The sequence below is a fragment of the Ruegeria sp. AL11 genome, from assembly GCF_056540865.1.
Map to the genome: position 1 here is coordinate 527,497 of NZ_JBQFXO010000001.1, position 23,457 is coordinate 550,953.

The window sequence follows — 23,457 nt, forward strand, 5'->3', positions numbered from 1 at the left end:
AGAGAGAGAATGGCACATAAAAAAGCTGGCGGTTCCTCCCGTAACGGTCGCGACTCAGCTGGTCGCCGCCTTGGCGTGAAACTGTATGGTGGCCAGGCGGCCATCGCAGGCAACATCATCGTACGTCAGCGCGGCACCAAATTCTGGCCGGGCGAAGGCGTAGGCATGGGCAAAGACCACACAATCTTTGCAACCACCGATGGCGCCGTAAAGTTCCACAAGGGACTCAAAAACCGCACCTTCATTTCGGTCCTGCCAGTGGCGGAGGCCGCAGAGTAAGCCGAAACCCAGAAGGTTTAATAAAAAATTCATGGGGGACCGGCAGAAAATGCCGGTCCCTTTTTCGTTTTAACGCAGTCGTGATCCAGAACAGCAATGCCCGTCGCAACCACAAGCTTCCTCATCTTTGCCGCCTCACAGGTCGGCACGCCGGGACCGGCCAACATGGTCCTGATGGGAACAGGTGCGCGCTACGGCTTTCGTGCCGCGTTACCCTTTGTGGCCGGCGTCGTGTTGGGCAAGCAGCTGATCATCTGGCCCGTAGGCTTTGGCCTGATGCAGGTTGCCGATCAGGCTCCGCTGGCGTTTGAGGTGCTGAAATACGCTTCTGCTGCCTATATTTGCTGGCTGGCTTGGAAGATTGCCAATCTCAGGCTGTCTCGTGCAACGGCGGATGGGAAAGCACCGGGCTTTTTGTCTGGGCTCATAGTTCATCCGCTGAACCCCAAGGCCTGGGCGATGATCATTGCGGGGTTCACGGGGTTTGTTGCGGCGGGCACGTCCAGTTTTGAGGCGACGCTCACGATCGCTCTTTGTTTGTTGTTCTGCCAGATCGTTTTGCACCCGATTTGGACATTTGCAGGGGACCGGATCGCCCATATGGTTGAAGGTCGGCCTGCGGAAAAATATCTGATGTGGACGCTCGCCAGTCTGACTATTGCGTCCGTACTTTTTGTGTTGTTCGGAGGAGGAACGCACTCATGAAACTTGAAGCAATCATAAATCAGCCGGTCATCGAAACCGAGCGGTTCGATCTGCGCCCTCTGCGTCGGTCGGATATGGGGCTTATCGAACATTACGCAGGTGATGAGCGTGTGGCGCGTATGACCACATCGATCCCGCACCCGTTGCCGCCGGGCTCGATTGAGGCCTTCGTGAACCGCTCGATGGCGGAAGACCGGGATGAGGACGTCTGGGCGATGGACGCCACAAAGGACGGCGGGCCTGAGCTGATCGGCCTGATCTCATTGCAGCGGCTTGATCGCAACCAGTCCGAGGTTGGCTATTGGGTTGCGCCCGTCTATTGGAACACGGGCATTGCCTCGATGGCGGTTGAGGCATTGGTCGGTGCCAATCCGCTTGAGAACGCCAATATGTTCGCCAGCGTTTTCCAGGACAATCCGGCCTCAGCGCGGGTACTGACGCATTGCGGGTTCCAGTATCTGGGCGATGCAGAAAGCTATTCGGTGGCACGCGACGCGAATGTGCCCACCTGGACCTATACAAAGAAACTCTGACTTGTGGCCGATGGGGCCTTTGCAGTAGGGGACACTCATGAAATTTCTCGATCTAGCAAAGGTCTACATCCGGTCCGGGGCCGGAGGTGGCGGCTGCGTCAGCTTCCGACGCGAAAAGTACATTGAATACGGCGGACCTGATGGCGGGGACGGCGGCAAAGGCGGCTCTGTCTGGGCCGAGGTCGTGGACGGGCTGAACACCCTGATCGACTTCCGCTATCAGCAGCACTTCTTTGCCAAGAACGGCCAACCGGGCCGCGGTCAGCAACGCACCGGCAAAGATGGTGACGACATCATTTTGCGTGTGCCGGTCGGGACTGAGATCCTCGATGAGGACGAAGAGACCGTGATCTGCGACCTGACCGAGGTCGGGCAGCGGGTTCTGCTGGCCAAGGGCGGCAATGGCGGTTTTGGGAACCTCCACTTCAAATCGGCCACCAACCAGGCACCGCGTCGAGCCAATCCGGGGCAGGCTGGTATTGACCGCACCATCTGGCTGCGGCTGAAACTGATCGCGGATGTTGGCCTGTTGGGCATGCCCAATGCCGGCAAATCGACCTTTCTGGCTGCAACCTCTAACGCGCGGCCCAAAATCGCGGATTATCCGTTTACCACGCTGCACCCCAATCTGGGCGTGGTCGGCGTGGACAATGTGGAATTTGTCGTGGCCGATATTCCCGGCCTGATCGAAGGCGCTCATGAAGGGCGCGGGATCGGCGACCGGTTCCTCGGCCACGTTGAGCGCTGTGCGGTGTTGCTGCATCTGGTCGATGGCACCTCGGAAACCGTGGCCGACGACTACCGCACCATCATCCATGAGCTTGAGGCCTATGGCGGAGAACTGGCCGAGAAACCTCGGATCACGGTATTGAACAAGGTCGACGCGCTGGATGACGAAGAACGTGATCTGGCCAAGGCCGAACTGGAAGAGGCCGTCGGTGGCCCGGTCATGACAATGTCGGGCGTTGCGCATCTGGGCGTGACCGAGGTGCTGCGCGCCCTGCGTGCTCAGATCGACGAAAACCGCCTGCGCCAGAAACCCGCCGAGGAGGCCGCGCCGTGGCAACCCTGACCGCAGCCCGTCGGCTGGTGGTCAAGATCGGGTCCGCCTTGCTGGTGGATCGGAACACGGGACAACTGCGCTCAGATTGGTTGAAATCGCTGGCTCAGGACGTGGCCTGGCTGAAAGGGCAAGGCACGGATGTGATTTTGGTGTCTTCTGGCTCGATCGCTTTGGGGCGCGGTGTTTTGGGCCTGCCTGCGGCGGCGTTGGCTCTGGAGCAGTCTCAGGCTGCGGCAGCCGTGGGGCAAATCCGTCTCGCGCGCGCCTATGAAGAGGCGCTGACCCCGCATCAGATCACCACGGCCCAAGTGCTGGTCACGCTTGAGGATAGCGAGGATCGCCGCCGCTATCTGAACTCACGCGCAACGCTCGAGACGCTATTGGGCCTTGGCGCTGTTCCCATCGTCAACGAAAACGACACTGTCGCCACGGATGAAATCCGCTATGGCGACAATGACCGGCTGGCCGCGCAGATCGCGGTGACCGTTGGTGCGGACCAGTTGATCCTTCTGTCGGATGTGGACGGGTTCTATACCGGCAACCCGAACGAAGATGCCTCGGCCACGCGCTACGACACGATCGACCAGATCACGCCCGAGATTGAGGCGATGGCCGGAGACGCTGGTTCAGGCCTCTCCAAGGGCGGTATGAAGACCAAGCTGATGGCGGCCAAGATGGCGACGGCTGCAGGTTGCGACATGGCGATCACCGAAGGATCGACGCTCAACCCATTGCAATCGCTTGAGAATGGCGCGAACAGCACGTGGTTTACGGCGACGCTTGATCCGCATGCGGCGCGCAAGCGCTGGATCTCGGCTATGAAACCGCGCGGAGAGATAACGATTGACGACGGCGCCGCAAAGGCGCTTTCAAATGGCAAAAGCCTGTTGCCTGCGGGTATCGTCGAAGTGACCGGTGATTTCGGACGCGGCGATCCGGTTGCCATTCTTGACCTGCAAGAGCGTCGACTGGCGCAGGGCATCAGCCGCTATACTGCGCAAGAGGCGGACGCAATCAAAGGGCGAAAATCCTCAGAGATTGAGGCTACGCTGGGCTACCCTGGTCGTGCAGCGCTGATTCACAGGGACGATTTGGCGCTGTAACGGCGCAGAAAGGCTAAGATTATGAAGGATCTCGACAATATTCCCGCTCTGATGGCCGATCTGGGTAAACGCGCGAAAGCTGCAGCGCGCGAGCTGGCCTTTGCCTCGGCCGAGCGCAAACATGCAGCCCTGATCGCGGCGGCTGAGGCCGTCTGGGCCAATCGCGCTCAGATCATCGAAGACAACAAGAAAGATCTGGAGTTCGGACGCGAAAAGGGCCTGAGCCCTGCCATGATGGACCGTCTGATGCTGGATGAGGACCGCATTCAGGGCATGGTCGACGGCCTGCGCACAGTGGCTGATCAAGCCGATCCAGTGGGCGAGGTGATGACCGAGTGGGACATGCCCTCGGGCCTGAATATTCAGCGTGTGCGCACGCCGTTGGGTGTCATTGGGGTGATTTACGAAAGCCGTCCCAATGTGACAGCGGATGCGGGCGCGTTGTGTCTGAAATCCGGCAACGCCGTGATCCTGCGCGGTGGATCCGAGAGTTTTCACTCCTCCACCGCCATTCACGCCTGTCTGGTCGAGGGTCTGAAGGCCGCGAACCTGCCTGAGGATTCTATTCAACTTGTGCCGACCCGTGACCGCGCGGCGGTGCAGGAATTGCTGACCATGACCGACTATGTCGACGTCATCGTTCCGCGTGGTGGTAAAGGACTGGTTGGGCTGGTTCAGCGAGAGGCGCGCGTGCCGGTCTTCGCCCATCTTGAAGGCATCGTGCATATCTACATCGACAAGGCCGCTGACCCGCAAAAGACTCTGGACGTTGTGCTGAACGCCAAGACCCGGCGTACCGGTATTTGCGGCGCGGCAGAGTGTCTTCTGATCCATCAGGACGTGACCGAAACCCTTGGGCGCGACGTGATTGCCGCGCTTATGGCCGCCGGGGTCGAGGTTCATGCCGAAGGTGTTCTGGCCGTCGACGGAACAAACCAAGCCACCTCTGAGGATTGGGGCAAAGAGTTTCTGGACAGCATCATTGCCGCCAAACCTGTCGCCGATATCGATGCCGCCATTGCGCATATCCAGCACTTTGGCTCGAACCACACCGATTGCATCATGACCGAGGATGACGCGGCTGCGGCCCGCTTCTTCCAGCGGTTGGACAGCGCCATACTGATGCACAATGCGTCAACGCAGTTTGCGGATGGCGGTGAGTTTGGGATGGGCGCTGAGATCGGCATTGCCACGGGTAAAATGCACGCACGTGGTCCGGTCGGCGCGGCGCAGTTGACCAGCTTCCAATATCTGGTGCGCGGTAACGGAACGACCCGTACCTAAAACCTTAGGGCGACGCGGGTTGTGGCGGTTTCGACCGCAACCCGCCGCCCCATGGCCGCCGCCGTTTCCGGCAGCAAGGCAAACTGAACCTGCGCAGGGGTGAGTTTGTTGGCGAAGTTGCCCGTGGCAGCATTCTTCCACAAGTCATTGTCAATGTTCAGCTTATCGGCTGTGCCTGTTACCTGCCAACCGATGTCAGAGGTCGATATATCGACCTGCCCGCCAAACGGCATCGCGCTCTCGCAGCACATCAGGGCCAGAAAGGCCAGTTTGACCTGATTGCGTGGCACAGCCTCGGTCAGGTTCCAGTTGACCCGCACACGACCTGCTCGTTCCACGTCTTTTAGCAACTCGGCGACCTCGCTGCGCCCCAATGGCTGGTCGCTGGCCGAGCCAAAGGCCACGCGAAAAAACCGAATGCGCGCGCCAGCACTGCCGACACTGCCCGAGATAAGCTCCATCTCGGGGCCTTGTACCGCGCCAACCATATCCAACAGCTCCAGCCCGTTGGTGATGGCCCCGATCGGGCTGATCAGATCGTGACAGATGCGCGAGCCAATGAGCTCGGCCAGGTTGACGTCTGTGGCGCCCATGCGTACCTCCTGCTGTATCTGCCACCAGACCGGAGCCCCCATGACAGACCTCAATGCCATTCTTGCACCGGGCATGTTCGTCCGCCACCCCGATTTCCCCGATTGGGGCGTTGGACAGGTGCAGTCCAATATCGGGGGCAAGATTACCGTGAACTTCCGCGAGCAGGGGAAAGTGGTAATCGACGGATCGCGTATCGCCTTGATGCCGGTCTTTGATCCGTGAAACTGGTTTAGGAAAGGTTAACGCCAGTCATCAGATGGGACCCGTATTGCCTTTGGGGGAAAAGCTGCGGTATCAGCCGGAGGCAACTTCAAGGAACGACATGCCGGATTCAGGCCCTTCTTTCACCATCCGACTCGCTGAAACCGAACAGGACCTGCGCGCCGCGCAACGCTTGCGCTACGACGTGTTTGTACGCGAATTAGGTGGTGGCGGAGAGATGGTCGATCACGATGCCGGTCTAGAGCAAGACAAGTTCGATCCGTATTTCGATCACATGTTGGCGATCGACGATCAAACCGGGGAAACTGTCGGCGTTTACAGGCTGTTACCGGGCGAACGTGCGGCAGAGTTAGGCCAGTTTTACTCCGAGGACGAGTATGATCTGACAGTTCTGAAGCAAAGCAGTCGCAAGCTGCTAGAGCTTGGCCGGTCTTGCCTGCATCCGGACTATCGCGGCGGCACGGCCATGTATCACCTGTGGAACGGTTTGGCGGCCTATGTCAACGAGCGTGAGATCGAGGTTTTGTTCGGTGTTGCCAGCTTTCACGGCACCGATGTCACAGCGCTCGCCCAGCCCTTGTCGATGCTGCATCACAACCACCTGGCGCCTGCCGATCTGAGGGTCCGTGCGCAGCCTGATGTGTTTCAATCCATGAACCTCGTGGCACCCGAAGACCTCGATCGCAGGGCGGCAATGGTGCAGGTGCCCGCGCTGATCAAAGCTTATCTGCGTTTGGGCGGTTTCGTGGGCGAGGGGGCCTTTATCGACCACAGCTTTAACACCACAGATGTCTGCTTGATCCTAGATACCGCTCGGATGAACGAGCGGCAAAAGCGCATCTATGGCGGAGCCTAATCCCGTGAGTGATCCGCTTTGGAACAGTGAAGACGCGCCGGATGCGATTCACCTTGGCGTTCTGGGGTGGGTATTGGTTTTCTTGCGCGGTGTGCCGTTGGCGCTGCTGGTCTTTGGTGGCTTGATCATCTTGCTGGCGATACGCCTGATCGAACTCCCCTTATTCGGTATTCGCCGACCAATAACTCCGTTCATCACCCAATTTGTTTGCCGCAACGCCTTTCGCATTCTTGGCATAGGTTTTCGCACTTCCGGAGATCTGATGGCTGAGCGTGGTGCAGTGGTGGCCAACCACACCTCCTGGCTGGACATTTTTGCGCTGAACGCGCGCAAAAGGGTGTATTTCGTTTCCAAGGCCGAAGTGGCGAATTGGCCCGGTATCGGCTGGTTGGCGCGCGCGACCGGAACGGTTTTTATCGAACGGGACCGGAAGAAGGCAAAAGAACAAACGCAGGTGTTCGAAACCCGCCTGAAAGCGGGGCATAAGCTGCTGTTTTTTCCTGAGGGAACCTCGACCGACGGCCTCAGGGTTTTGCAATTTAAAACAACGCTCTTTGCCGCGTTCTTCGCGGATGAGTTGAGAGATTTCATGTATGTGCAGCCGGTCTCGGTGGTGTTTCACGCTCCTGTGGGTGAACCGGACCGGTTTTACGGTTGGTGGGGCGACATGGATTTCGGCCCGCATTTGCTGAAGACGCTCGGCGCGCGCAGGCAGGGGGCGGTCGAGCTGATTTATCATGCACCTGCCAAGGTCAGCGACTTTGAAAACCGCAAGGCGCTGGCCGCGCATTGCGAAGAGGCTGTCCGTCACGCGCACAGCTTGGCGCGGCTTGAAAAATAAGGGCGATTGGCCCTTGCGCTGCATCCAAACCTGCCGTATACGCGCGCCATTCAAACCCGCAGGCGGGGTTTGGGCTTTTTGAGGGAGACATCCTCATCAAGACCGCCGGTTGGAGCATCCGCTTCTTTCACCCCCGCCAAGGCGTAAACCGGAAAAGGAAAATAGCATGGCTCTTCCCGAGTTCTCCATGCGTCAGCTGCTGGAAGCTGGCGTTCACTTTGGTCACCAGACACAGCGTTGGAATCCCCGCATGGGCCCGTTCATCTACGGCTCGCGCAATGGCATCCACATCATGGACCTGACCCAGACCGTTCCAATGCTGGATCAGGCTCTGCAGGCTGTTCGTGACACCGTCGCAAAAGGTGGCCGCGTTCTGTTCGTTGGTACCAAGCGTCAGGCTGCTGGCCCGATCGCTGAAGCGGCTGAAAAGTCGGCTCAGTACTACATGAACCACCGCTGGCTGGGCGGCACTCTGACCAACTGGAAAACCGTTTCCCAGTCGATCAACCGTCTGAACCAGATCGACGAAGCCATGGAATCGGGCGCAGAAGGCCTGACCAAGAAAGAGCGTCTGGGCATGGAGCGTGACCAGCAGAAGCTGCAGGCATCGTTGGGCGGTATCCGCGAGATGGGCGGTGTTCCTGACCTGCTGTTCGTCATCGACGTCAAAAAAGAAGCACTGGCCATCGCAGAAGCCAACAAACTGGGTATCCCGGTTGTGGCTGTTGTCGACACCAACTGCTCGCCCGACGGCGTTGACTACATAATCCCAGGCAACGACGACGCAGCCCGTGCGATCTCGCTGTACTGTGACTTGGCCGCACGTGCCGCTCTGGACGGTATGACCGCTCAGATGGGTGCTGCAGGCGTTGACCTGGGTGCCTTCGAAGAAGCACCGGTTGAAGAAGTCGTTGCAGAAGAAGCCGCCGAAGCTCCGGCCGAAGCGTAAGCTGCCCGTCACGTAATTGACACATGGGGCAGGGTATGACCTGCCCCAATTCCGTTTGAATTGAGGAGAGCCAAAAGATGGCAATCACAGCAGCAATGGTTAAAGAACTGCGCGACGCAACCGGCGCAGGCATGATGGACGCGAAAAAAGCCCTGACCGAAACCGGCGGCAACATGGACGAGGCCGTTGACTGGCTGCGCACCAAAGGCCTGGCCAAAGCGGCTAAGAAATCGGGCCGTACCGCAGCAGAAGGTCTGGTTGCTGTTCACGTCAACGGTGGCAACGGTGTTGCCGTCGAAGTGAACTCGGAAACAGACTTCGTTGCGAAGAACGCTGAGTTCCAGGAAATGGTCGGCAAGATCACCTACGCTGCTGAAGGCGTCGACAATGTCGAAGCTCTGCTGGCTGCTGATCTGGGCGGAAAGTCCGTTGCAGACACCATCACCGACAAGATCGCCACCATCGGCGAAAACATGTCGGTGCGCCGCATGTCGAAATTGTCGGGCGACACCGTTGTGTCCTACGTTCACAACGCAGCCACCAACGGCATGGGCAAAATCGGCGTTCTGGTTGCTCTGACCGGTGGCGACGAAGCGATCGGCAAGCAGGTTGCGATGCACATCGCCGCTGTGAACCCGGCAGCTCTGTCCGAGGCCGACATGGATCCGGCTGTTGTCGAGAAAGAAAAGCAAGTTCAGATGGACATCGCCCGCGAATCCGGCAAGCCGGAGCAGGTGATCGAGAAGATGATCGAAGGCCGTATGAAGAAATTCGTGGCTGAATCAACTCTGCTGAACCAGTCCTTCGTTGTGAACCCTGACCTGACCGTTGAAGCAGCGGCAAAAGAAGCAGGCGCAACCATCACCGGCTTCATCCGTCTGGAAGTTGGCGAAGGCATCGTGGTCGAAAAAGAAGACTTCGCTGCAGAAGTTGCCAAAGCGGCACAAGGCTAAGCCTTTGCTCCAGGCCCCGGTTGCGGGGCCTGACGACATTCAGAACCGGTCACGTCGAACGTGGCCGGTTTTTTTGTGCCAGAGATGGATTTGTCTGTTCAAGCAGAAGGTGAATGGAGGGCCCCGCATGATGGGGATGGTCGGGACCCTCCAAAATTCCGACGTCGGTACGCGGACGAATAGGCGCTCCAAAAGTCAGAGTGATTGGAGAGCTCTGGTATTGCAAAGATCCAATCGAATGTTCCTTGGCTAAAGCCACCACTCACGGAACGGTATCAATCTGCAATTTTCTCGTGAAGATGGGAAGTCATGATTTCCTTACCTAAGGTAAATTGACGCGGTTTGGCGTCAATCTCTTGTGGTCAGGCTTCCATAACATACATCTGGTTGTGTAGGGCGGCTTTCAGAACGGCCTGGGCCGTCGTCTCGACCGAAAGCGATTCGCGTGCCAGCCTCAGGTGTTTTTCTACTGTCGCCGCCGTCAGCCCCATCAGCAGGGCTATATCCTGAGTCGTTTTGCCATCACCGACCCATTGCAGCGCCTCTCGCTGACGTTTGGTGAGCGACCGATTCGGCGGTGTGTAGGGCAGGGTCAGGATCTTGAGATGAGCGATGTTGTTCATCAGAAGGATATCCTCGCCATGCTCTTCCCACATGTCGTCAATCTCGTCCTGGTTGCGGTTTTCTTCGGCCGATAGCGAGATCGCTCCCTTGGACCGCACCGAGACCGAGTTGAAGCTGACAGTATATCCAGCAAGCACGTTGTGCGACTTGTTGAAATCCACAACCTTTTGCTGCTCGGGCGTGAGTTCCCCGTTCAAGGCCAAATCCTGAATCAACCCCCAGCTTGCCGCGCCATCGTTGTTCAAAGCCCATTGCAGCATCGGAGCGTTGGAATACCTGCTGTCACCAAGAAAACCATCAACATATTCCCGCCGATGATTACTGAGGATGACAAAATCCTCAGGGTCGCCCAAGGATGTGGCAGTAAGATATTGAGTGTAGCCATAAATTAGACGGTCAAACCCGTATATGGCCATCTGTCGGCAATGGGCATCCCAAAGCTCTTCCAAGGTTCTGGAATAGCTGACAAAGCGAAGATATTCCTTCAGCTTCATGCAACGTCCCCTGATTTCAGATGAGCCGCCAAGGCATCCAGCGCCAAAACATAGCTCTGCGCACCAAAACCGCAGATCTGCCCAAGGGCAACCGACGAGATGTAGGACTTGTGGCGGAAGCTTTCCCGCGCGTGGATGTTGGACAGGTGAACCTCGACCAGAGGCAGCTCCACCGAGGCAATCGCATCCATCAGGGCAATCGACGTATGGGTATAAGCGCCTGCGTTCAGAACCAAACCGTTCTGCGTGCCACGGGCCTGATGGATGGCGTCAATAAGCGCTCCTTCGTGATTGGATTGAAATGTCGAAACCTCAAGCCCGATAGACGTGCCATGAGCAACGCATTGCTCCTCCACCATTTTCAAGGTGGTGCTGCCGTAAACCTCAGGCTGTCGGGTGCCCAAAAGATTGAGGTTCGGGCCATTCAACACAAGAATTTTATTCATAAATCTCCGTCCCCATATTCGTTTCTTAAACGGCATTTGGTGGGGATGTCTACCGGACAATGCTCCAATGAGGCGAGTGGGCTGACAAAGATGCTTTTGATGCAACCCGTTCCAGTTAGGTATCGTCCATTGTGACCACAACTTTTCCGAGAACGGAGCGCTGAGAAAGCAGCTCGATTGCCGCCGCGCCCTCGGAAAGGGGGAAGCGCGCCGTGATGCGGGGTTTGACTTTACCTGCGGCGTATAAGTCAAACAATTCGCTTAGGTTTTCAGCGTGAGCGTCAGGCTCCCGAAAGACGGAGGCCCCCCAGAAGACGCCAACGATCTGGCACCCTTTCAGCAGCGCGAGATTGAGCGGTACGCTGGGGATGCCAGCCGGAAACCCGACAACCAGATATCGCCCCTTCCATGCAATGCTTCGCAACGCGGGTTCCGCATAGGCTCCGCCCACTGCATCATAGATGACATCGACACCCTCGGCGCCCGCCAGTGCCTTGATATCTTTCGAGAACGCCTTTTGCGCGTCTTTGTCAGGATCCTTGGGGTACAGGATCGTCTCATCCGCACCGATCGAGCGGCAGAATTCAGCTTTGTCTGGCGTGGAAACCGCAGCGATGACTCGCGCGCCCATGGCTTTGCCCAACTCGATTGCCGCCGATCCGACACCACCCGCGGCCCCCAGAACCAACAGCGTCTCACCCGGTTGGAGGGCCGCTCGATCCTTTAGGGCATGGTAGGACGTGCCGTAAGTGAAGATAAAACACGCCGCCTCATCAAAGGGCATGGTGTCGGGAAACTTGATTGCGTCCTTGGCTTTGATCGCAAGATGCGTGGCAAAGCCGCCATGACCGGTCAGCGCCAGAACGCGATCTCCGATCGCGAACCCCTCTACGCCGTCGCCAAGCGCAAGCACCTCACCTGCGATTTCACCACCAGGGGCGAAGGGCCGCGGCGGCTTCATCTGATAGAGGTCGCGGATCATCAGCGTATCGGGGAAGTTCACCCCGGCGGCCTTTATTCCAACCAGAATCTCTCCACGGCCCGGGGTCGGATCGGGCAGGGTGGTCAATTCCAGAGTCTCCGGTCCACCCGCTGCGACGCTGAGTAATGCTTGCATGTTGCCCTCATTGTTCCTGTTATTCTTGCAGATGGAATTTTGGGGCGGGATCGCGCGCTGTCAACGGCGCACCCTCTTTCCCCTACGACAAGCAAGGAGTGCGGCATGACCCCGGAAACCCTGTTTTCTTTGGATGGAAAGGTGGCTCTGGTCACGGGCGGTGCCACCGGAATTGGCCGCATGGCCGCCGAAGCGCTTGTTCGGGCCGGAGCGCATGTGCTGATCGCCTCCCGCAAAGGTGACGCCTGCGAAGCCGTCGCGGCGGAGCTGAACGCGTTGGATGCCACCGGCAGTGCCGAGGGGTTTGCCGGGGATCTGGGCAGTAAAGACGGAATCGACGAAGTCGTTGCCAAGATCAATAAACGGACGGAACGCCTTGATATTTTGATGAATAATTCGGGTGTATCCTGGGGTGCGCCTTTAGGTCAATTCCCTCATGACGCATGGGGCAAAGTGATGTCCGTCAACGTCGCGGGTGTATTTGAGCTGACGCAGAAACTACTGCCCTTGCTTATGAAGTCCGGCACCGCCGAAGACCCGGCGCGGGTGGTCAATGTCGGCTCGGTCATGGGTGAGGTTCCCATGGGGGACGGGGCATACAGCTATTCGGCCTCCAAGGCGGCCGTCCTGCATCTAACCAAAATCCTGGCCAAGGAACTGTCGCCTTACCACGTCACCGTCAACGCTCTGGCACCCGGCCCGTTCGTCTCGCGCATGACAGCCTTTGCAACTGCGGATGAGGCAACGCGCGAGAAGGTCGGCAAATCGGTTCCTCTGGGCCGTGTGGGGCGTGATGATGACATCGCTGGCTGCATGCTGTTTCTGTGTGGGCGAGGGGGCAGCTATGTGACCGGAGCCGTCATCCCCGTGTCCGGAGGCATCAACGTGGTCACAGCAGGCAACATCTTTGCCGAAGCGTTTTGACGATGAATACGAAAAGCCCATTGGATCTGGACGCCGTCGATACCTACCTTGCCGCAAACCTCTCCGGGTACAACGGCCCTCTGAAGGCCCGCAAGTTCGATATCGGGCAATCCAACCCGACTTTCGCACTTGAGACGCCGGATCGCACTTACGTTCTGCGTCGTAAGCCAATGGGAAAGCTTCTGAAATCTGCGCATGCAGTGGAGCGTGAGTTTCGTGTGCAACAGGCGCTTGCAGGCAGCGATGTCCCTGTGCCTGAAATGTTTCTTCTATGTGAAGACACCTCAGTCATAGGATCCAGTTTCTATGTGATGGAACACTTGGAGGGCCGTGTCTTCTTGGAACCAACCCTGACCGGTGAAAGCAATGAGACGCGCACCGCCGTCATGGATGAAATGAACCGGGTGCTGGCCGCGTTGCATTCCGTCGATATCGAAGCAGTGGGCCTCGCCGACTATGGCCCGAGCGGCAATTACTTCGAACGTCAGATCGCGCGCTGGACGAAGCAGTACCGCGCGTCCGAGACAAACAAGATCGCTCAGATGGATGCGCTGATCACAGGGTTGGAGGCGGCTTTGCCCGAAGACGATGGTCAGCGCAGTCTTGTGCATGGCGACTACCGGATCGACAACCTGATGTTTGAACGCGGCGGCACGCGGTGCATCGGCGTGCTGGATTGGGAGTTGTCGACGATCGGCCATCCTTACGCCGACCTCGCCGCAGTGATCATGCAATGGCAGCTGCCTCCGGGTCCAGAAGGGCGGGGGCTGGCTGGGATTGACCGCAAAACCCTCGGATTGCCCAGTGATAGAGACTATATCGAGCAATATTGCGCGCGGCGTGGGCTGTCGGAAATCAGGTATTTTGGCTTCTATCTGGCCTTTAACTTCTTTCGAATGGCCGCCATTCTGCAGGGCGTCTACAAACGCGCGCTGGACGGCAACGCCTCGGACCCGGGCCGGGCGAAACTGTTCGGTGACTACGTGCCGCTGTTTGCGCAGCATGGTTTGTCGGCTTTGGACGCCTAGGGCAGAGGGAACTTTGGAATGCCGGTTGCGTGGGATAAAAACAGGTTGGATCGCATTCGCCCGTGGATGCAACTCTATGTAGATCAACGAAAATATCCCGGCAGCTCGCTTCTTCTGAAACACAAAGGGCAGGAGGTCTTCTTCCACGCCTGCGGCCTACGCAATATCGAAGCAGGACTCCCTTTCGAGCGTGACACGCTGGTCCGTATCTACTCGATGACCAAACCGATCACCTCAGTTGCCGTTATGATGCTGGTCGAGCGCGGATTGATCCACCTTGGCGCGCCATTGTCCGAGTATCTACCCGAATTTGCCGCGCCTCAGGCGTTGGTTCCAAATGCCGAACGGTTGGATCAGACCGAAGCTGCGCCGCCGCCGACTCTTCATCAGCTTCTGACCCACACGAGCGGGTTCAGTTACCCATTCAATCCCGGTGTTCTGCCATCGGCGATGGACGAGCGGGATATGATCTTCAAACCTAATCAAGGGCTTCTGAAGGATAGGGTAGATGATCTTTCAACGCTGCCTTTGGCGTTTCAACCGGGCAGCCGGTGGGAGTATTCGGTCAGTACCGACGTCCTTGGACGCGTAGTCGAAGTCGTCTCGGGAAAGACGTTGGACCAGTTCTTCCAACAGGAGATCTTTGAGCCGCTCGGCATGCAAGAGACCAGCTTTTCGGTCCCGAAACATGCTGGCGATAGATTTGCTTCGCTCTATACGCCTCTGGCCGGCGATGCGATGGATCTAAACTCGGCCGAACAGTCCGAGGATACGCTCAGGCTGGTGGATCAAGCGGGATCTTCTCCGTTCGAATCCACCACTACATTCTCGGGCGGTGGCGGCCTGGTCGGAACGATAGATGACTATAGCCGGTTTGCTGAAATGCTGCGGAACCGAGGGCAGGCCGGTGGCGAACGGCTATTGGGTCCGAAGACAGTAGATTTCATGATGATCAATCACTTACCCGGCGATATTGCCTCAATGGGCCCCAGTAGTTTTGCGGAACAACCGATGGAAGGTATGGGGTTTGGATTGGGCGGCTCAGTCGTGCTGAACCCGGGTCGTACCGGAGTGCCGGGATCTGTCGGGGACTTCAGCTGGGGCGGCATGGCCTCGACCTATTTCTGGATTGACCGGTCCTTGGATTTGACGGCTGTGTTCTTCACTCAATTGTCGCCGTCCAGCTCTTATCCGTCCCGCGCGGAACTTAAAGCTCTGGTCTTGGGTGCGGTGATTGATTGATGGCGCGGGTGTTGGTACCTCATCCCCCAAATGAACAAGATCGAGCAACCCATGACCGAAGCTGAGCGTATTCTTCTGGACCTTCTGAACATTGAACGGCTTGAGGTTGACCTGTTCAGGGGTACTGGGTCCGGCGGTGAGACACCGACGCGTATCTTTGGCGGTCAGGTCATCGCGCAGGCGCTAGCAGCGGCTTACAGAACGGTTGATGACAGGCTCTGCCATTCCTTGCATGCTTATTTCATTCGTCCGGGTGACCCCAGTATTCCCGTTGTTTATCAAGTGGATCGGGCCAGAGACGGCGGGTCGTTTACCACGCGGCGCGTGGTTGCGATCCAGCATGGCAAGCAGATCCTGAACATGTCCGCGTCCTTTCATGTTGAGGACGAGGGGTGGTCTCATCAGCATCCGATGCCGTCTTCTGAGAGCCCAGAAACCCATCCATCGCGTAGCGAATTGCGCCATAAGTATGTGGACCAAGTCCCTGAAAAGATTAAAAAAGAGCTGTTGCGCGAGCGGCCAATAGAAGTGCGCGAAGTAGACCATCTCGACCCATTTCGACCTGAAATTTCCGACGATCAGAACAATATCTGGTTCCGGATGCCCGGAGCGGCGTCAACTGATGCCCGAACGCAGCATCTGATCTTGGCCTACGCATCAGACATGAGCCTAATGAGTTCCGGCATGCGGCCGCATGGGCTGAGCTGGTTCACGGGTCAGGTAAACGCAGCGAGCCTGGATCACGCGCTGTGGTTTCATGCGCCGGTGCGTTTTGAAAACTGGCATCTCTATGTGATGGAATCACCGTGGACGGGGCAGGGGCGGTCTTTCAATCGCGGCTCCATCTATTCCGAGGATGGCGTTCTGGTGGCGTCAGTTGCGCAAGAGGGATTGATGCGGCGACCAAATGGCCGCTCTTAAGGGTCGCCTATAAACTGTTGATTTAATTTATTCATGCCGAGCAGCCATCGGTCATAGTCGGCAGTTTTATGACGTATGTATTGAAGGACTTCGGGATGCGGCAGGATCAAGAATTGCTCGGCTCGAATACCGTCCACACAGGCCTGTGCGACATCCTCCGGCTCGAGCATGCCGTCAATTGCCGCGACCGAGGTTTCATGACCGCGTGTCATCTCGGATTTGACAGCTTGTGGGCATAGTGCCGAAACCTTCAAACCCTTATGGCCGTAGGTCAACGCCAACCATTCTGCAAAACCGATGGCCGCGTGTTTGGTGACGCCATACGGCGCCGCGCCGGGTTGGTTCAAAAGCCCGGCAGCCGACGCCGTGATCATGATGTAGCCGTGGCCGCGCTTGACGAACCGTGGAACAAGGTGACGCGCCATCCAAACATGAGACATCACGTTGATGTCCCAAATGCGGTTCCAGTCTTCGTCTGGCATGTCCAAACCGCCGAGTGTCAGAATTCCGGCATTTGCACAAAACAGATCGATCGGAGCAATCTCGTCCTCGACATGCTCGATAAGCGCTTTGATCTGCGCTTCGCTGGCGACGTCGCACGGAAATGCGTGCCCGCCGATCTCGTCCGTCAAGGCTTGCGCATTTGCTCCGTCGATGTCGGAACAAACAACGGTGGCGCCATCTGCCGAGAACCTTTCAGCGAGACCTTTGCCAATACCGCCAGCTGCGCCGGTTATGACAACTGTCTTTCCGCTCAGTTCCAAATCGCTATCCTCGGTGGTTGAGTTTGATCAGTGGTCGAAATAATTACCATAATACCAATTACACGTATTACAGATTACTGCGGCCCTAGATCAAACCCTACACCTAACCGCCTTATAGACCTAGAAAAAAGCCTGCAGCCCGGTTTGGGCACGTCCGAGGATAAGAGCGTGAACGTCATGAGTACCCTCATAGGTGTTCACAGTCTCCAGATTGACCATGTGGCGGATAACCTCGAACTCCAGCGAGATACCGTTGCCGCCGTGCATGTCACGGGCCATGCGCGCGATGTCCAGTGCTTTGCCGCAGTTGTTGCGTTTGACGATTGAGACCATCTCAGGCGCCGCTTCGGCCTGATCCATCAGGCGACCGACGCGCAGGCTTGCTTGCAGAGCCAAGGCGATTTCGGTCTGCATGTCGGCCAGTTTGCGTTGATACAGCTGCGTTTGCGCGAGCGGTTTGTTGAACTGCTTACGGTCCAGACCATATTGCAGAGCCGCGTGCCAGCAGTGTTCGGCTGCACCCATCACGCCCCAACTGATTCCATAACGCGCGCGGTTCAGACAGCCGAACGGGCCTTTCAGTCCTTGCACGTGAGGCAGCAAAGCGCCCTCGCCCACCTCGACGCCATCCAGCACGATTTCTCCGGTGATCGAGGCCCGCAGGCTGAGTTTGTTTTCGATCTTCGGTGCAGACAGACCCGGCTGACCCTTGTCCAGAACGAAGCCTCGGATCTTACCGTCATGGGAATCAGACTTGGCCCAGACCACGAATACATCCGCAATCGGCGCGTTCGAGATCCACATCTTGGTGCCGGTCAGGCGGTATCCGCCGTCGATCTTCTCGGCCCGTGTTTTCATGCCTGCGGGGTCAGACCCGGCGTCAGCTTCGGTCAGGCCGAAACAGCCGATCCATTCGCCCGAAGCCAGTTTCGGCAAGTATTTGCGGCGCTGTTCCTCGGACCCGTAAGCGTAAATCGGGTACATCACCAGCGAGCTTTGCACTGACATCATTGAGCGATAGCCCGAGTCCACGCGCTCAACCTCGCGCGCGACTAGGCCGTAGGACACGTAGCCGCCGCCTAGGCCGCCATATTCCTCGGGGATCGTGGTGCCCAGAAGGCCCATCTCGCCCATTTCGCGAAAGATCTCAGGGTCGGTTTCTTCGTTCTGGAATGCGGCGGTGACGCGCGGCTGCAGCTTTTCCTGCGCGTATGCGCGCGCGCTGTCGGCGATCATACGTTCGTCTTCTGACAGCTGATCGGACAGACGGAACGGATCGTCCCAGGCAAACTTACCCAGATCCGGCGCATCTTTTGCGCGCAAAGTCGGTTTGGTGGCAGGGGCGTTCATCGGGTGTCTCCGCTCTGTCTGAAGTTGCTGCACAGTAACGTGGCACTTCGCGGAAAAACAGCAAGAGTTTGACACCCGATTATGAGTAAATGTCATAGGTAGGGGGCCGGAACTCCCTTCCCTTTTTACCCCAATGCGTACCCTGCCCCGCGCACCGTCCGCACGGGATCATTGCCGCCATGCTGGGTCAGCGCCTTGCGCAAACGGCCGATATGGACATCGACCGTTCGGGTGTCGACATAGATGTCTCGGCCCCAGACCCGGTCCAACAATTGCTCGCGGCTCCAGACCCGGCCGGGTTTTTCCATGAAGGTGCTGAGAAGGCGGAACTCGGTCGGCCCCAGTTTCAGCGAATGACTGCCGCGGCTGACCTTATGGGTCTCGGAATCCAGCACAATATCGTCGAATTCCAAGCGAATGCCGACCGTGGCCGGCCGCACGCGACGCAGTTGGGTGCGCACACGAGCCATGAGTTCCACGACTGAGTACGGCTTGACCACATAGTCATCTGCGCCCGTCTCAAGCCCTCGCACTTTGTCGACCTCTTCAGATCGCGCTGAGAGCATAATGATCGGAATAGAGCGGGTGTCGGGCCGTGTTTTCAGGCGTCGGCAGACCTCGATCCCGCTGAGATTGGGCATCATCCAGTCAAGAACGATGATGTCCGGGCTGTCCTCGTCTACCAACAACAGCGCCTCGTCACCGCTGGCGGCTTTCGAGACACGAAAGCCTTCGGCCTCGAGGTTGTAGGCCAGCACTTCACGCTGGGCGAGCTCATCTTCGACCACCAGAACCGTTGGTTGATCTGCAGACATGGGAGGCGTCTCCTAGACGGTTTGCGACGTTGTGTCGGCCTTGGGGCGCGACTCGGTCGGGCGCTCGCCGGTGACCAGATACACGACCTGCTCGGCAATCGCGGTCACGTGGTCGCCCATGCGCTCGATGTTCTTGGCGATGAAATGCAGATGCATGCAGGACGAAATGCTGCGCGGATCCTCGGCCATGAAGGTCAGGAATTCGCGGAACAATCCGTTATACATCTGGTCCACCTCCTCATCGCGGTCGATGACATCTGCGGCCAGTTCGGCATCCCGTTGAATATAGGCATCCAGCGCATCGCGCAGCATGACCTCAACCTCGCGCGCCATCCGGCGCAGCGCCGAGGCGCTCCCGTTGATCTCGCCCGAATTCACCAGCACAGTGGTCCGCTTGGCGATATTCTTGGAATAGTCGCCAATCCGTTCCAGGTTGGCCGAGACCTTCAGTACCGACAGCACCAGCCGCAGGTCGCTTGCCGTGGGTGCGCGCAGGGCGATCAGGCGGGCGGTTTCCTCGTTGATAATGTCCTCGAGCGCGTCGATGGCTTTATCGCCCTGACGCACCTGCTGGGCGAGTTCCTCGTCCCGCGTTTCTAGCGAGCGGGCGGCACCCATGATCGCGGCTTCGACCAGACCGCCCATCTTCATGATATGTGCTTGGATCGCTTCGAGATCGCGGTCGAAGACAGAGGCAATATGTTGTTCTGAATCGTTCATGTCGGAATACCTGTGCTCAGCCGATCCGGCCAGTGATGTAGCTTTCGGTGCGCGGGTCCACCGGGTTGGTGAAAATCTGTCCTGTTTCGCCGAACTCGACGAGGTTACCTAAATGGAAAAAGGCTGTTTTCTGGCTGACACGCGCGGCCTGCTGCATTGAGTGAGTCACGATTACCACCGAATACTGAGCGCGAAGTTCGTCAATCAACTCTTCGACCTGGGCAGTCGCAATCGGGTCCAGCGCCGAGCAAGGCTCGTCCATCAGTAGAACTTCAGGTTCTGTCGCCACGGCGCGGGCAATGCACAAGCGCTGCTGCTGACCGCCAGACAGGCCGGTGCCCGGAGCGTCCAGACGATCCTTGACCTCTTCCCAGATCGCACCGCGACGCAGGGATTTCTCGACGATCTCATCCAGTTCCGCTTTGTTCTTGGCAAGACCGTGGATGCGCGGGCCATAGGCCACATTGTCATAGATCGACTTCGGGAACGGGTTGGGTTTCTGGAACACCATCCCGACCTTGGCGCGCAGCTGAACCGGATCAACGCGTTTGTCGTAGATGTCTTCGCCGTCCAGTTTGAAGCTGCCCTCAACACGTGCGACATCAATTGTGTCGTTCATCCGGTTCAGACAGCGCAGGAACGTGGATTTACCGCAGCCCGAAGGACCGATGAAGGCTGTGACAGTCTTGTCTTCGATATCGACATTCACATCTTTGATCGCGTGAGTGTCACCGTAAAAGACTTGGCAGTCCCGGCACTCCAGCTTGATTTCATTGGTATCCACTTGTCTCTCCACTCGTGACATGTCGTTCATGGGTCTGCCCTTCTTACCAGCGGCGTTCAAAGCGGCGGCGCAGAATGATTGCGATGATGTTCATTGTCAGCAGGAAAATCAAAAGGATGATGATCCCGCCCCAAGCTTTTTCGTAGAACCCAACGTCTGCGCGCGCAGCCCAAGTGTAAATCTGAGCAGGCATGGCTGAGTTTGGTTCCGTGAATCCGGCAAGGAATCCGTCTGGGTAGCCACGGGCAACAAAGCCCACCATCCCGATCAGCAAAAGCGGAGCGGTTTCCCCCAGCGCCTGCGCCAGACCAATGATTGTGCCGGTCAGGATACCGGGCGCGGCCAGCGGCAGAACGTGGTGGAAAACGGCTTGCATTTTGGAAGCCCCTACCCCAAGCGCGGCATCACGGATCGACGGCGGAACCGCTTTCAGCGACGCCCGAGTCGAGATGATGATCGTCGGCAAGGTCATCAAGGTCAGCACCAGACCACCGACCAGTGGGGCCGATTGGGGCAAGTGCATGAACTGAATGAAGACAGCCAGACCAAGGATACCAAAAACGATCGAAGGAACCGCAGCCAGGTTCGAGATATTCACCTCAATCAGATCGGTGAACCTGTTTTGCGGCGCGAATTCTTCCAGATAGATCGACGCGGCTACGCCAATTGGCAGCGAAAGCGCCAGAACCACCAGCATCATGAAGAACGATCCTACAACCGAAGCACCAATGCCGGCGCCGCCAGGGTTGTCCACGCCCGAGTCTGCCCCTGTGATGAACGGCCAGTTGAAGACCTGTTTGATGATTCCAGCTTCCTTAAGTGCATCGACCAGATCCAGATCGCTTTTCTGGAGGAAGCGACTATCCTGTATGGTGTCACGCGACACCCGGCCCTTAAAGTATCCATCAACGCGGCTTGAGGCCGCTAGATCAAACTCGATGGGCTCTCCAAGTTTGTCCGGGTTGTCTGCATAGAAGGTCCGGATGGTTCCGCCAACCTTACCCAGCAGACGCTCGATTGCTGCTTCGTCGAAATCAACTTGGAGACCACTTTCATCGAGCTCTTTGTTCAGTGCCGCGATGAATAGGTCCGAATAGGCTTTGGTTTTGAACAGCGTGCCTTCGGCCTCTTCCTGCTCTTGCTGGGTCAGGGTGAACTCTACGCTGACAACGGTCCGTGTGAAGGCCGGAATACCCTCGGACAGGATCGATGCGAACAGGACGATCAGGAAGAACAGACCGGTCGCGATGGCAACGATACCATAGGCACGGAAGCGTTTTTCTGCCTTTGCGCGTTTTCGGGTCCGCACATCATATGCAGTCAGGGAAACAGCTTGGCGACCCGTTTCTGGGTTTTGCATGCTTGCGTCGGTCATTCGTACTGCTCCCGGTACTTACGCACGATGTAAAGGGCAAAGACGTTCAGGCCCAGCGTGACAACGAACAGTGTCATGCCAAGCGCAAAGGCAACCAGCGCTTCTGGCGAGGCAAAGTCTGCGTCGCCGGTCAGCTGGCTTACAATTTTTGCGGTGACGGTTGTCATCGCCTCAAACGGGTTCAGGCTAAGCCGAGCGGCTGCCCCTGCCCCCAGAACCACGATCATGGTCTCACCAATAGCACGTGAGGCCGCCAGCAGGATCGCACCTACGATGCCCGGCAGCGCGGCAGGCAGAACCACCTGACGAATGGTCTCGGACTGCGTAGCGCCCAGGCCATAGGACCCGTCACGCATCGCTTGTGGCACGGCGTTGATGATGTCGTCGGATAGCGAAGACACAAAGGGGATTAGCATGATGCCCATCACCAGACCAGCTGTCATCACGGCCGTACCTGCCTTCATCCAGCCCAATCCGTTATCACCAAACACGTCCAACAAAAGAGGACCGACGGTCAGCAGGGCGAACAAGCCGTATACGATGGTTGGAATGCCCGCCAGAACCTCCAGCAACGGCTTGGCAACAGACCGCACGGCGGGCGATGCATATTCGCTGAGGTAAATCGCAGCAAACAGCCCAATCGGCACAGCCACCAGTAGAGCAACGATAGAGATATAGAGCGTGCCCCAAAGCAGTGGGATGATCCCAAGTTCCGACAACCCGCCCCGGCCCGAAAAGCTGGGCGACCAGGTCAGGCCAAAAAAGAACTCTGGCGCGGGGTAGAGCTTAAAAAACTCCCACGTATTGAAAACCAGCGACAAAACAATGCCAACGGTGGTCAGAATAGCAATCGAGGCCGCTGCTAGGAGTAGAAAGCGTACACCCTGCTCAACAACGTTGCGGGCGCGATAGTCCGCCTTGGTTTGCATCCAGCCTGCCCCGGCGCCAATCAGTGCCACCACCAGAACCGCGACGGTCATGATTCCATATCCGGTTGCATTTAACGCGCGATGGCTCTGCGCTGCGTTCAGCACCGGTTGGGTGATATCGGATGTAACCACCTGACCCGCATCTTTCAAATTCTGAGTCACTTCGGTCAGATCGGCTTGGGGGTCACTAGCAGCTGCTTCGGTCATATTGCCCTGCGAAACAGCGGCTTGCAGGCCGCTTGCCGTGCGACGCACCTCGGCCATGACCAAGCTAAGGGAAGAACCCTCTTTGACACTTGTATCGGGGATCATGCCCGAGACCTTGGAATTAATGTACAACGGCTGAACGAGCAGCCAAATAATAAGAAGGCCAAAAGCCGGGACAATCGTTTTCAATAGAACATTTGCGCCGTAATAGGCTGGCAGCGAATGCAAGTCTCGCGGTTCGCCTCCTGCGCTTTGAATTGCGCGGGCCCGTCCCAGAACATAGCCGAGCACAGCGATCGCCAAAACGATCAGAACAAGCCAAAATATCGGCATCA

Annotated in this window: 26 protein-coding genes; 15 read left to right on the top strand and 11 right to left on the bottom strand. The window is 57.7% G+C overall.

All coding sequences use genetic code 11. From position 1 onward, the window contains the following. Positions 1–9 precede the first annotated feature (9 nt). From rpmA to ACR0IP_RS02680, 6 genes are all read left to right on the top strand, one after another. Positions 10–279, top strand: a complete 270-nt coding sequence (rpmA, locus tag ACR0IP_RS02655; protein WP_039535512.1) for a 50S ribosomal protein L27 — start codon at positions 10–12, stop codon at positions 277–279. A 96-nt stretch (positions 280–375) separates the two neighbouring features. After that, positions 376–984 carry a LysE family translocator gene (locus tag ACR0IP_RS02660; RefSeq protein WP_480523634.1) on the top strand — a complete coding sequence of 203 codons (609 nt, stop codon included), beginning with the start codon at positions 376–378 and terminating at the stop codon, positions 982–984. Next, positions 981–1,517, top strand: coding sequence for a GNAT family N-acetyltransferase (locus ACR0IP_RS02665; RefSeq protein ID WP_480523636.1), 537 nt, complete (start codon positions 981–983; stop codon positions 1,515–1,517). Before ACR0IP_RS02660 ends, ACR0IP_RS02665 begins: the two co-directional genes overlap by 4 nt. 37 nt (positions 1,518–1,554) lie before the next feature. After that, positions 1,555–2,589 (top strand): GTPase ObgE, encoded by a 1,035-nt coding sequence (gene obgE / locus ACR0IP_RS02670; RefSeq protein ID WP_170458227.1) that lies wholly within the window; start codon positions 1,555–1,557, stop codon positions 2,587–2,589. Further along, complete coding sequence (gene proB / locus ACR0IP_RS02675) at positions 2,577–3,683, top strand: glutamate 5-kinase (RefSeq protein ID WP_480523638.1); 1,107 nt, start codon at positions 2,577–2,579, stop codon at positions 3,681–3,683. Before obgE ends, proB begins: the two co-directional genes overlap by 13 nt. Positions 3,684–3,704: 21 nt before the next feature. Further along, on the top strand, positions 3,705–4,967 hold the full coding sequence (locus ACR0IP_RS02680) for a glutamate-5-semialdehyde dehydrogenase (RefSeq protein ID WP_480523640.1): 1,263 nt from the start codon (positions 3,705–3,707) through the stop codon (positions 4,965–4,967). Here ACR0IP_RS02680 and ACR0IP_RS02685 read toward each other — a convergent pair. Next, the gene (locus ACR0IP_RS02685; RefSeq protein ID WP_170688672.1) at positions 4,964–5,560 is read right to left on the bottom strand and encodes a histidine phosphotransferase family protein; all 597 of its coding nucleotides are present in this window, start codon (positions 5,558–5,560) and stop codon (positions 4,964–4,966) included. The genes ACR0IP_RS02680 and ACR0IP_RS02685 overlap by 4 nt on opposite strands. A gap of 40 nt (positions 5,561–5,600) precedes the next feature. Between ACR0IP_RS02685 and ACR0IP_RS02690 the strand changes: the two genes are divergently transcribed. The 5 genes from ACR0IP_RS02690 (at position 5,601) to tsf (ending at position 9,382) form a co-directional block, all read left to right on the top strand. Beyond that, positions 5,601–5,783, top strand: a complete 183-nt coding sequence (locus tag ACR0IP_RS02690) for a DUF3553 domain-containing protein (protein ID WP_170373734.1) — start codon at positions 5,601–5,603, stop codon at positions 5,781–5,783. Between the two features lie 100 nt (positions 5,784–5,883). After that, the gene (olsB, locus tag ACR0IP_RS02695; protein ID WP_170659564.1) at positions 5,884–6,639 is read left to right on the top strand and encodes an L-ornithine N(alpha)-acyltransferase; all 756 of its coding nucleotides are present in this window, start codon (positions 5,884–5,886) and stop codon (positions 6,637–6,639) included. After that, positions 6,626–7,480, top strand: coding sequence for a lyso-ornithine lipid O-acyltransferase (olsA, locus tag ACR0IP_RS02700; RefSeq protein ID WP_480523642.1), 855 nt, complete (start codon positions 6,626–6,628; stop codon positions 7,478–7,480). Before olsB ends, olsA begins: the two co-directional genes overlap by 14 nt. Before the next feature lie 166 nt (positions 7,481–7,646). After that, positions 7,647–8,429 (top strand): 30S ribosomal protein S2, encoded by a 783-nt coding sequence (gene rpsB / locus ACR0IP_RS02705; protein WP_170373731.1) that lies wholly within the window; start codon positions 7,647–7,649, stop codon positions 8,427–8,429. A gap of 77 nt (positions 8,430–8,506) precedes the next feature. Beyond that, positions 8,507–9,382, top strand: a complete 876-nt coding sequence (gene tsf / locus ACR0IP_RS02710; RefSeq protein ID WP_170373730.1) for a translation elongation factor Ts — start codon at positions 8,507–8,509, stop codon at positions 9,380–9,382. A 362-nt stretch (positions 9,383–9,744) separates the two neighbouring features. Here the strand turns inward: tsf and ACR0IP_RS02715 are convergent, their stop codons facing one another. The 3 genes from ACR0IP_RS02715 to ACR0IP_RS02725 all read right to left on the bottom strand — a co-directional run bounded on the left by ACR0IP_RS02715 (position 9,745) and on the right by ACR0IP_RS02725 (position 12,063). Further along, positions 9,745–10,500, bottom strand: a complete 756-nt coding sequence (locus ACR0IP_RS02715) for a LuxR family transcriptional regulator (RefSeq protein ID WP_480523645.1) — start codon at positions 10,498–10,500, stop codon at positions 9,745–9,747. After that, entirely contained in the window at positions 10,497–10,946 is a 450-nt protein-coding gene (gene aroQ / locus ACR0IP_RS02720) for a type II 3-dehydroquinate dehydratase (RefSeq protein ID WP_170659561.1), read from the bottom strand. The genes ACR0IP_RS02715 and aroQ overlap by 4 nt, the downstream gene beginning before the upstream one ends. Positions 10,947–11,061: 115 nt before the next feature. Continuing rightward, positions 11,062–12,063: an NADPH:quinone oxidoreductase family protein gene (locus tag ACR0IP_RS02725; protein ID WP_480523647.1), complete on the bottom strand. Its 1,002-nt coding sequence runs from the start codon at positions 12,061–12,063 to the stop codon at positions 11,062–11,064. Positions 12,064–12,168: 105 nt separating this feature from the next. On the opposite strand from ACR0IP_RS02725, the gene ACR0IP_RS02730 reads away from it, so the two are divergent. The 4 genes from ACR0IP_RS02730 to ACR0IP_RS02745 are packed head-to-tail and all read left to right on the top strand — an operon-like array spanning position 12,169 to position 16,178. Beyond that, positions 12,169–12,987 (top strand): SDR family NAD(P)-dependent oxidoreductase, encoded by an 819-nt coding sequence (locus tag ACR0IP_RS02730; RefSeq protein ID WP_480523649.1) that lies wholly within the window; start codon positions 12,169–12,171, stop codon positions 12,985–12,987. Between the two features lie 2 nt (positions 12,988–12,989). After that, on the top strand, positions 12,990–14,015 hold the full coding sequence (locus tag ACR0IP_RS02735) for a phosphotransferase family protein (protein WP_480523651.1): 1,026 nt from the start codon (positions 12,990–12,992) through the stop codon (positions 14,013–14,015). Between the two features lie 18 nt (positions 14,016–14,033). Beyond that, entirely contained in the window at positions 14,034–15,257 is a 1,224-nt protein-coding gene (locus tag ACR0IP_RS02740; protein WP_480523653.1) for a serine hydrolase domain-containing protein, read from the top strand. A gap of 51 nt (positions 15,258–15,308) precedes the next feature. After that, entirely contained in the window at positions 15,309–16,178 is an 870-nt protein-coding gene (locus ACR0IP_RS02745; RefSeq protein ID WP_480523655.1) for an acyl-CoA thioesterase, read from the top strand. On the opposite strand, the gene ACR0IP_RS02750 is transcribed toward ACR0IP_RS02745, so the two are convergent. The 7 genes from ACR0IP_RS02750 to pstC form a co-directional block, all read right to left on the bottom strand. After that, positions 16,175–16,942 (bottom strand): SDR family oxidoreductase, encoded by a 768-nt coding sequence (locus ACR0IP_RS02750; RefSeq protein WP_480523657.1) that lies wholly within the window; start codon positions 16,940–16,942, stop codon positions 16,175–16,177. The genes ACR0IP_RS02745 and ACR0IP_RS02750 overlap by 4 nt on opposite strands. A 120-nt stretch (positions 16,943–17,062) precedes the next feature. After that, the gene (locus tag ACR0IP_RS02755; protein ID WP_480523659.1) at positions 17,063–18,292 is read right to left on the bottom strand and encodes an acyl-CoA dehydrogenase; all 1,230 of its coding nucleotides are present in this window, start codon (positions 18,290–18,292) and stop codon (positions 17,063–17,065) included. A gap of 125 nt (positions 18,293–18,417) precedes the next feature. Then, positions 18,418–19,107, bottom strand: a complete 690-nt coding sequence (gene phoB / locus ACR0IP_RS02760) for a phosphate regulon transcriptional regulator PhoB (RefSeq protein WP_170458202.1) — start codon at positions 19,105–19,107, stop codon at positions 18,418–18,420. A gap of 12 nt (positions 19,108–19,119) precedes the next feature. After that, complete coding sequence (gene phoU, locus ACR0IP_RS02765) at positions 19,120–19,827, bottom strand: phosphate signaling complex protein PhoU (protein WP_170373720.1); 708 nt, start codon at positions 19,825–19,827, stop codon at positions 19,120–19,122. Positions 19,828–19,843: 16 nt separating this feature from the next. Further along, positions 19,844–20,641 (bottom strand): phosphate ABC transporter ATP-binding protein PstB, encoded by a 798-nt coding sequence (gene pstB / locus ACR0IP_RS02770; protein WP_170373719.1) that lies wholly within the window; start codon positions 20,639–20,641, stop codon positions 19,844–19,846. Positions 20,642–20,654: 13 nt separating this feature from the next. Beyond that, entirely contained in the window at positions 20,655–21,986 is a 1,332-nt protein-coding gene (gene pstA / locus ACR0IP_RS02775) for a phosphate ABC transporter permease PstA (protein ID WP_480523662.1), read from the bottom strand. Beyond that, positions 21,983–23,455, bottom strand: a complete 1,473-nt coding sequence (gene pstC / locus ACR0IP_RS02780) for a phosphate ABC transporter permease subunit PstC (RefSeq protein ID WP_480523860.1) — start codon at positions 23,453–23,455, stop codon at positions 21,983–21,985. The genes pstA and pstC overlap by 4 nt, the downstream gene beginning before the upstream one ends. Positions 23,456–23,457 lie beyond the last annotated feature (2 nt).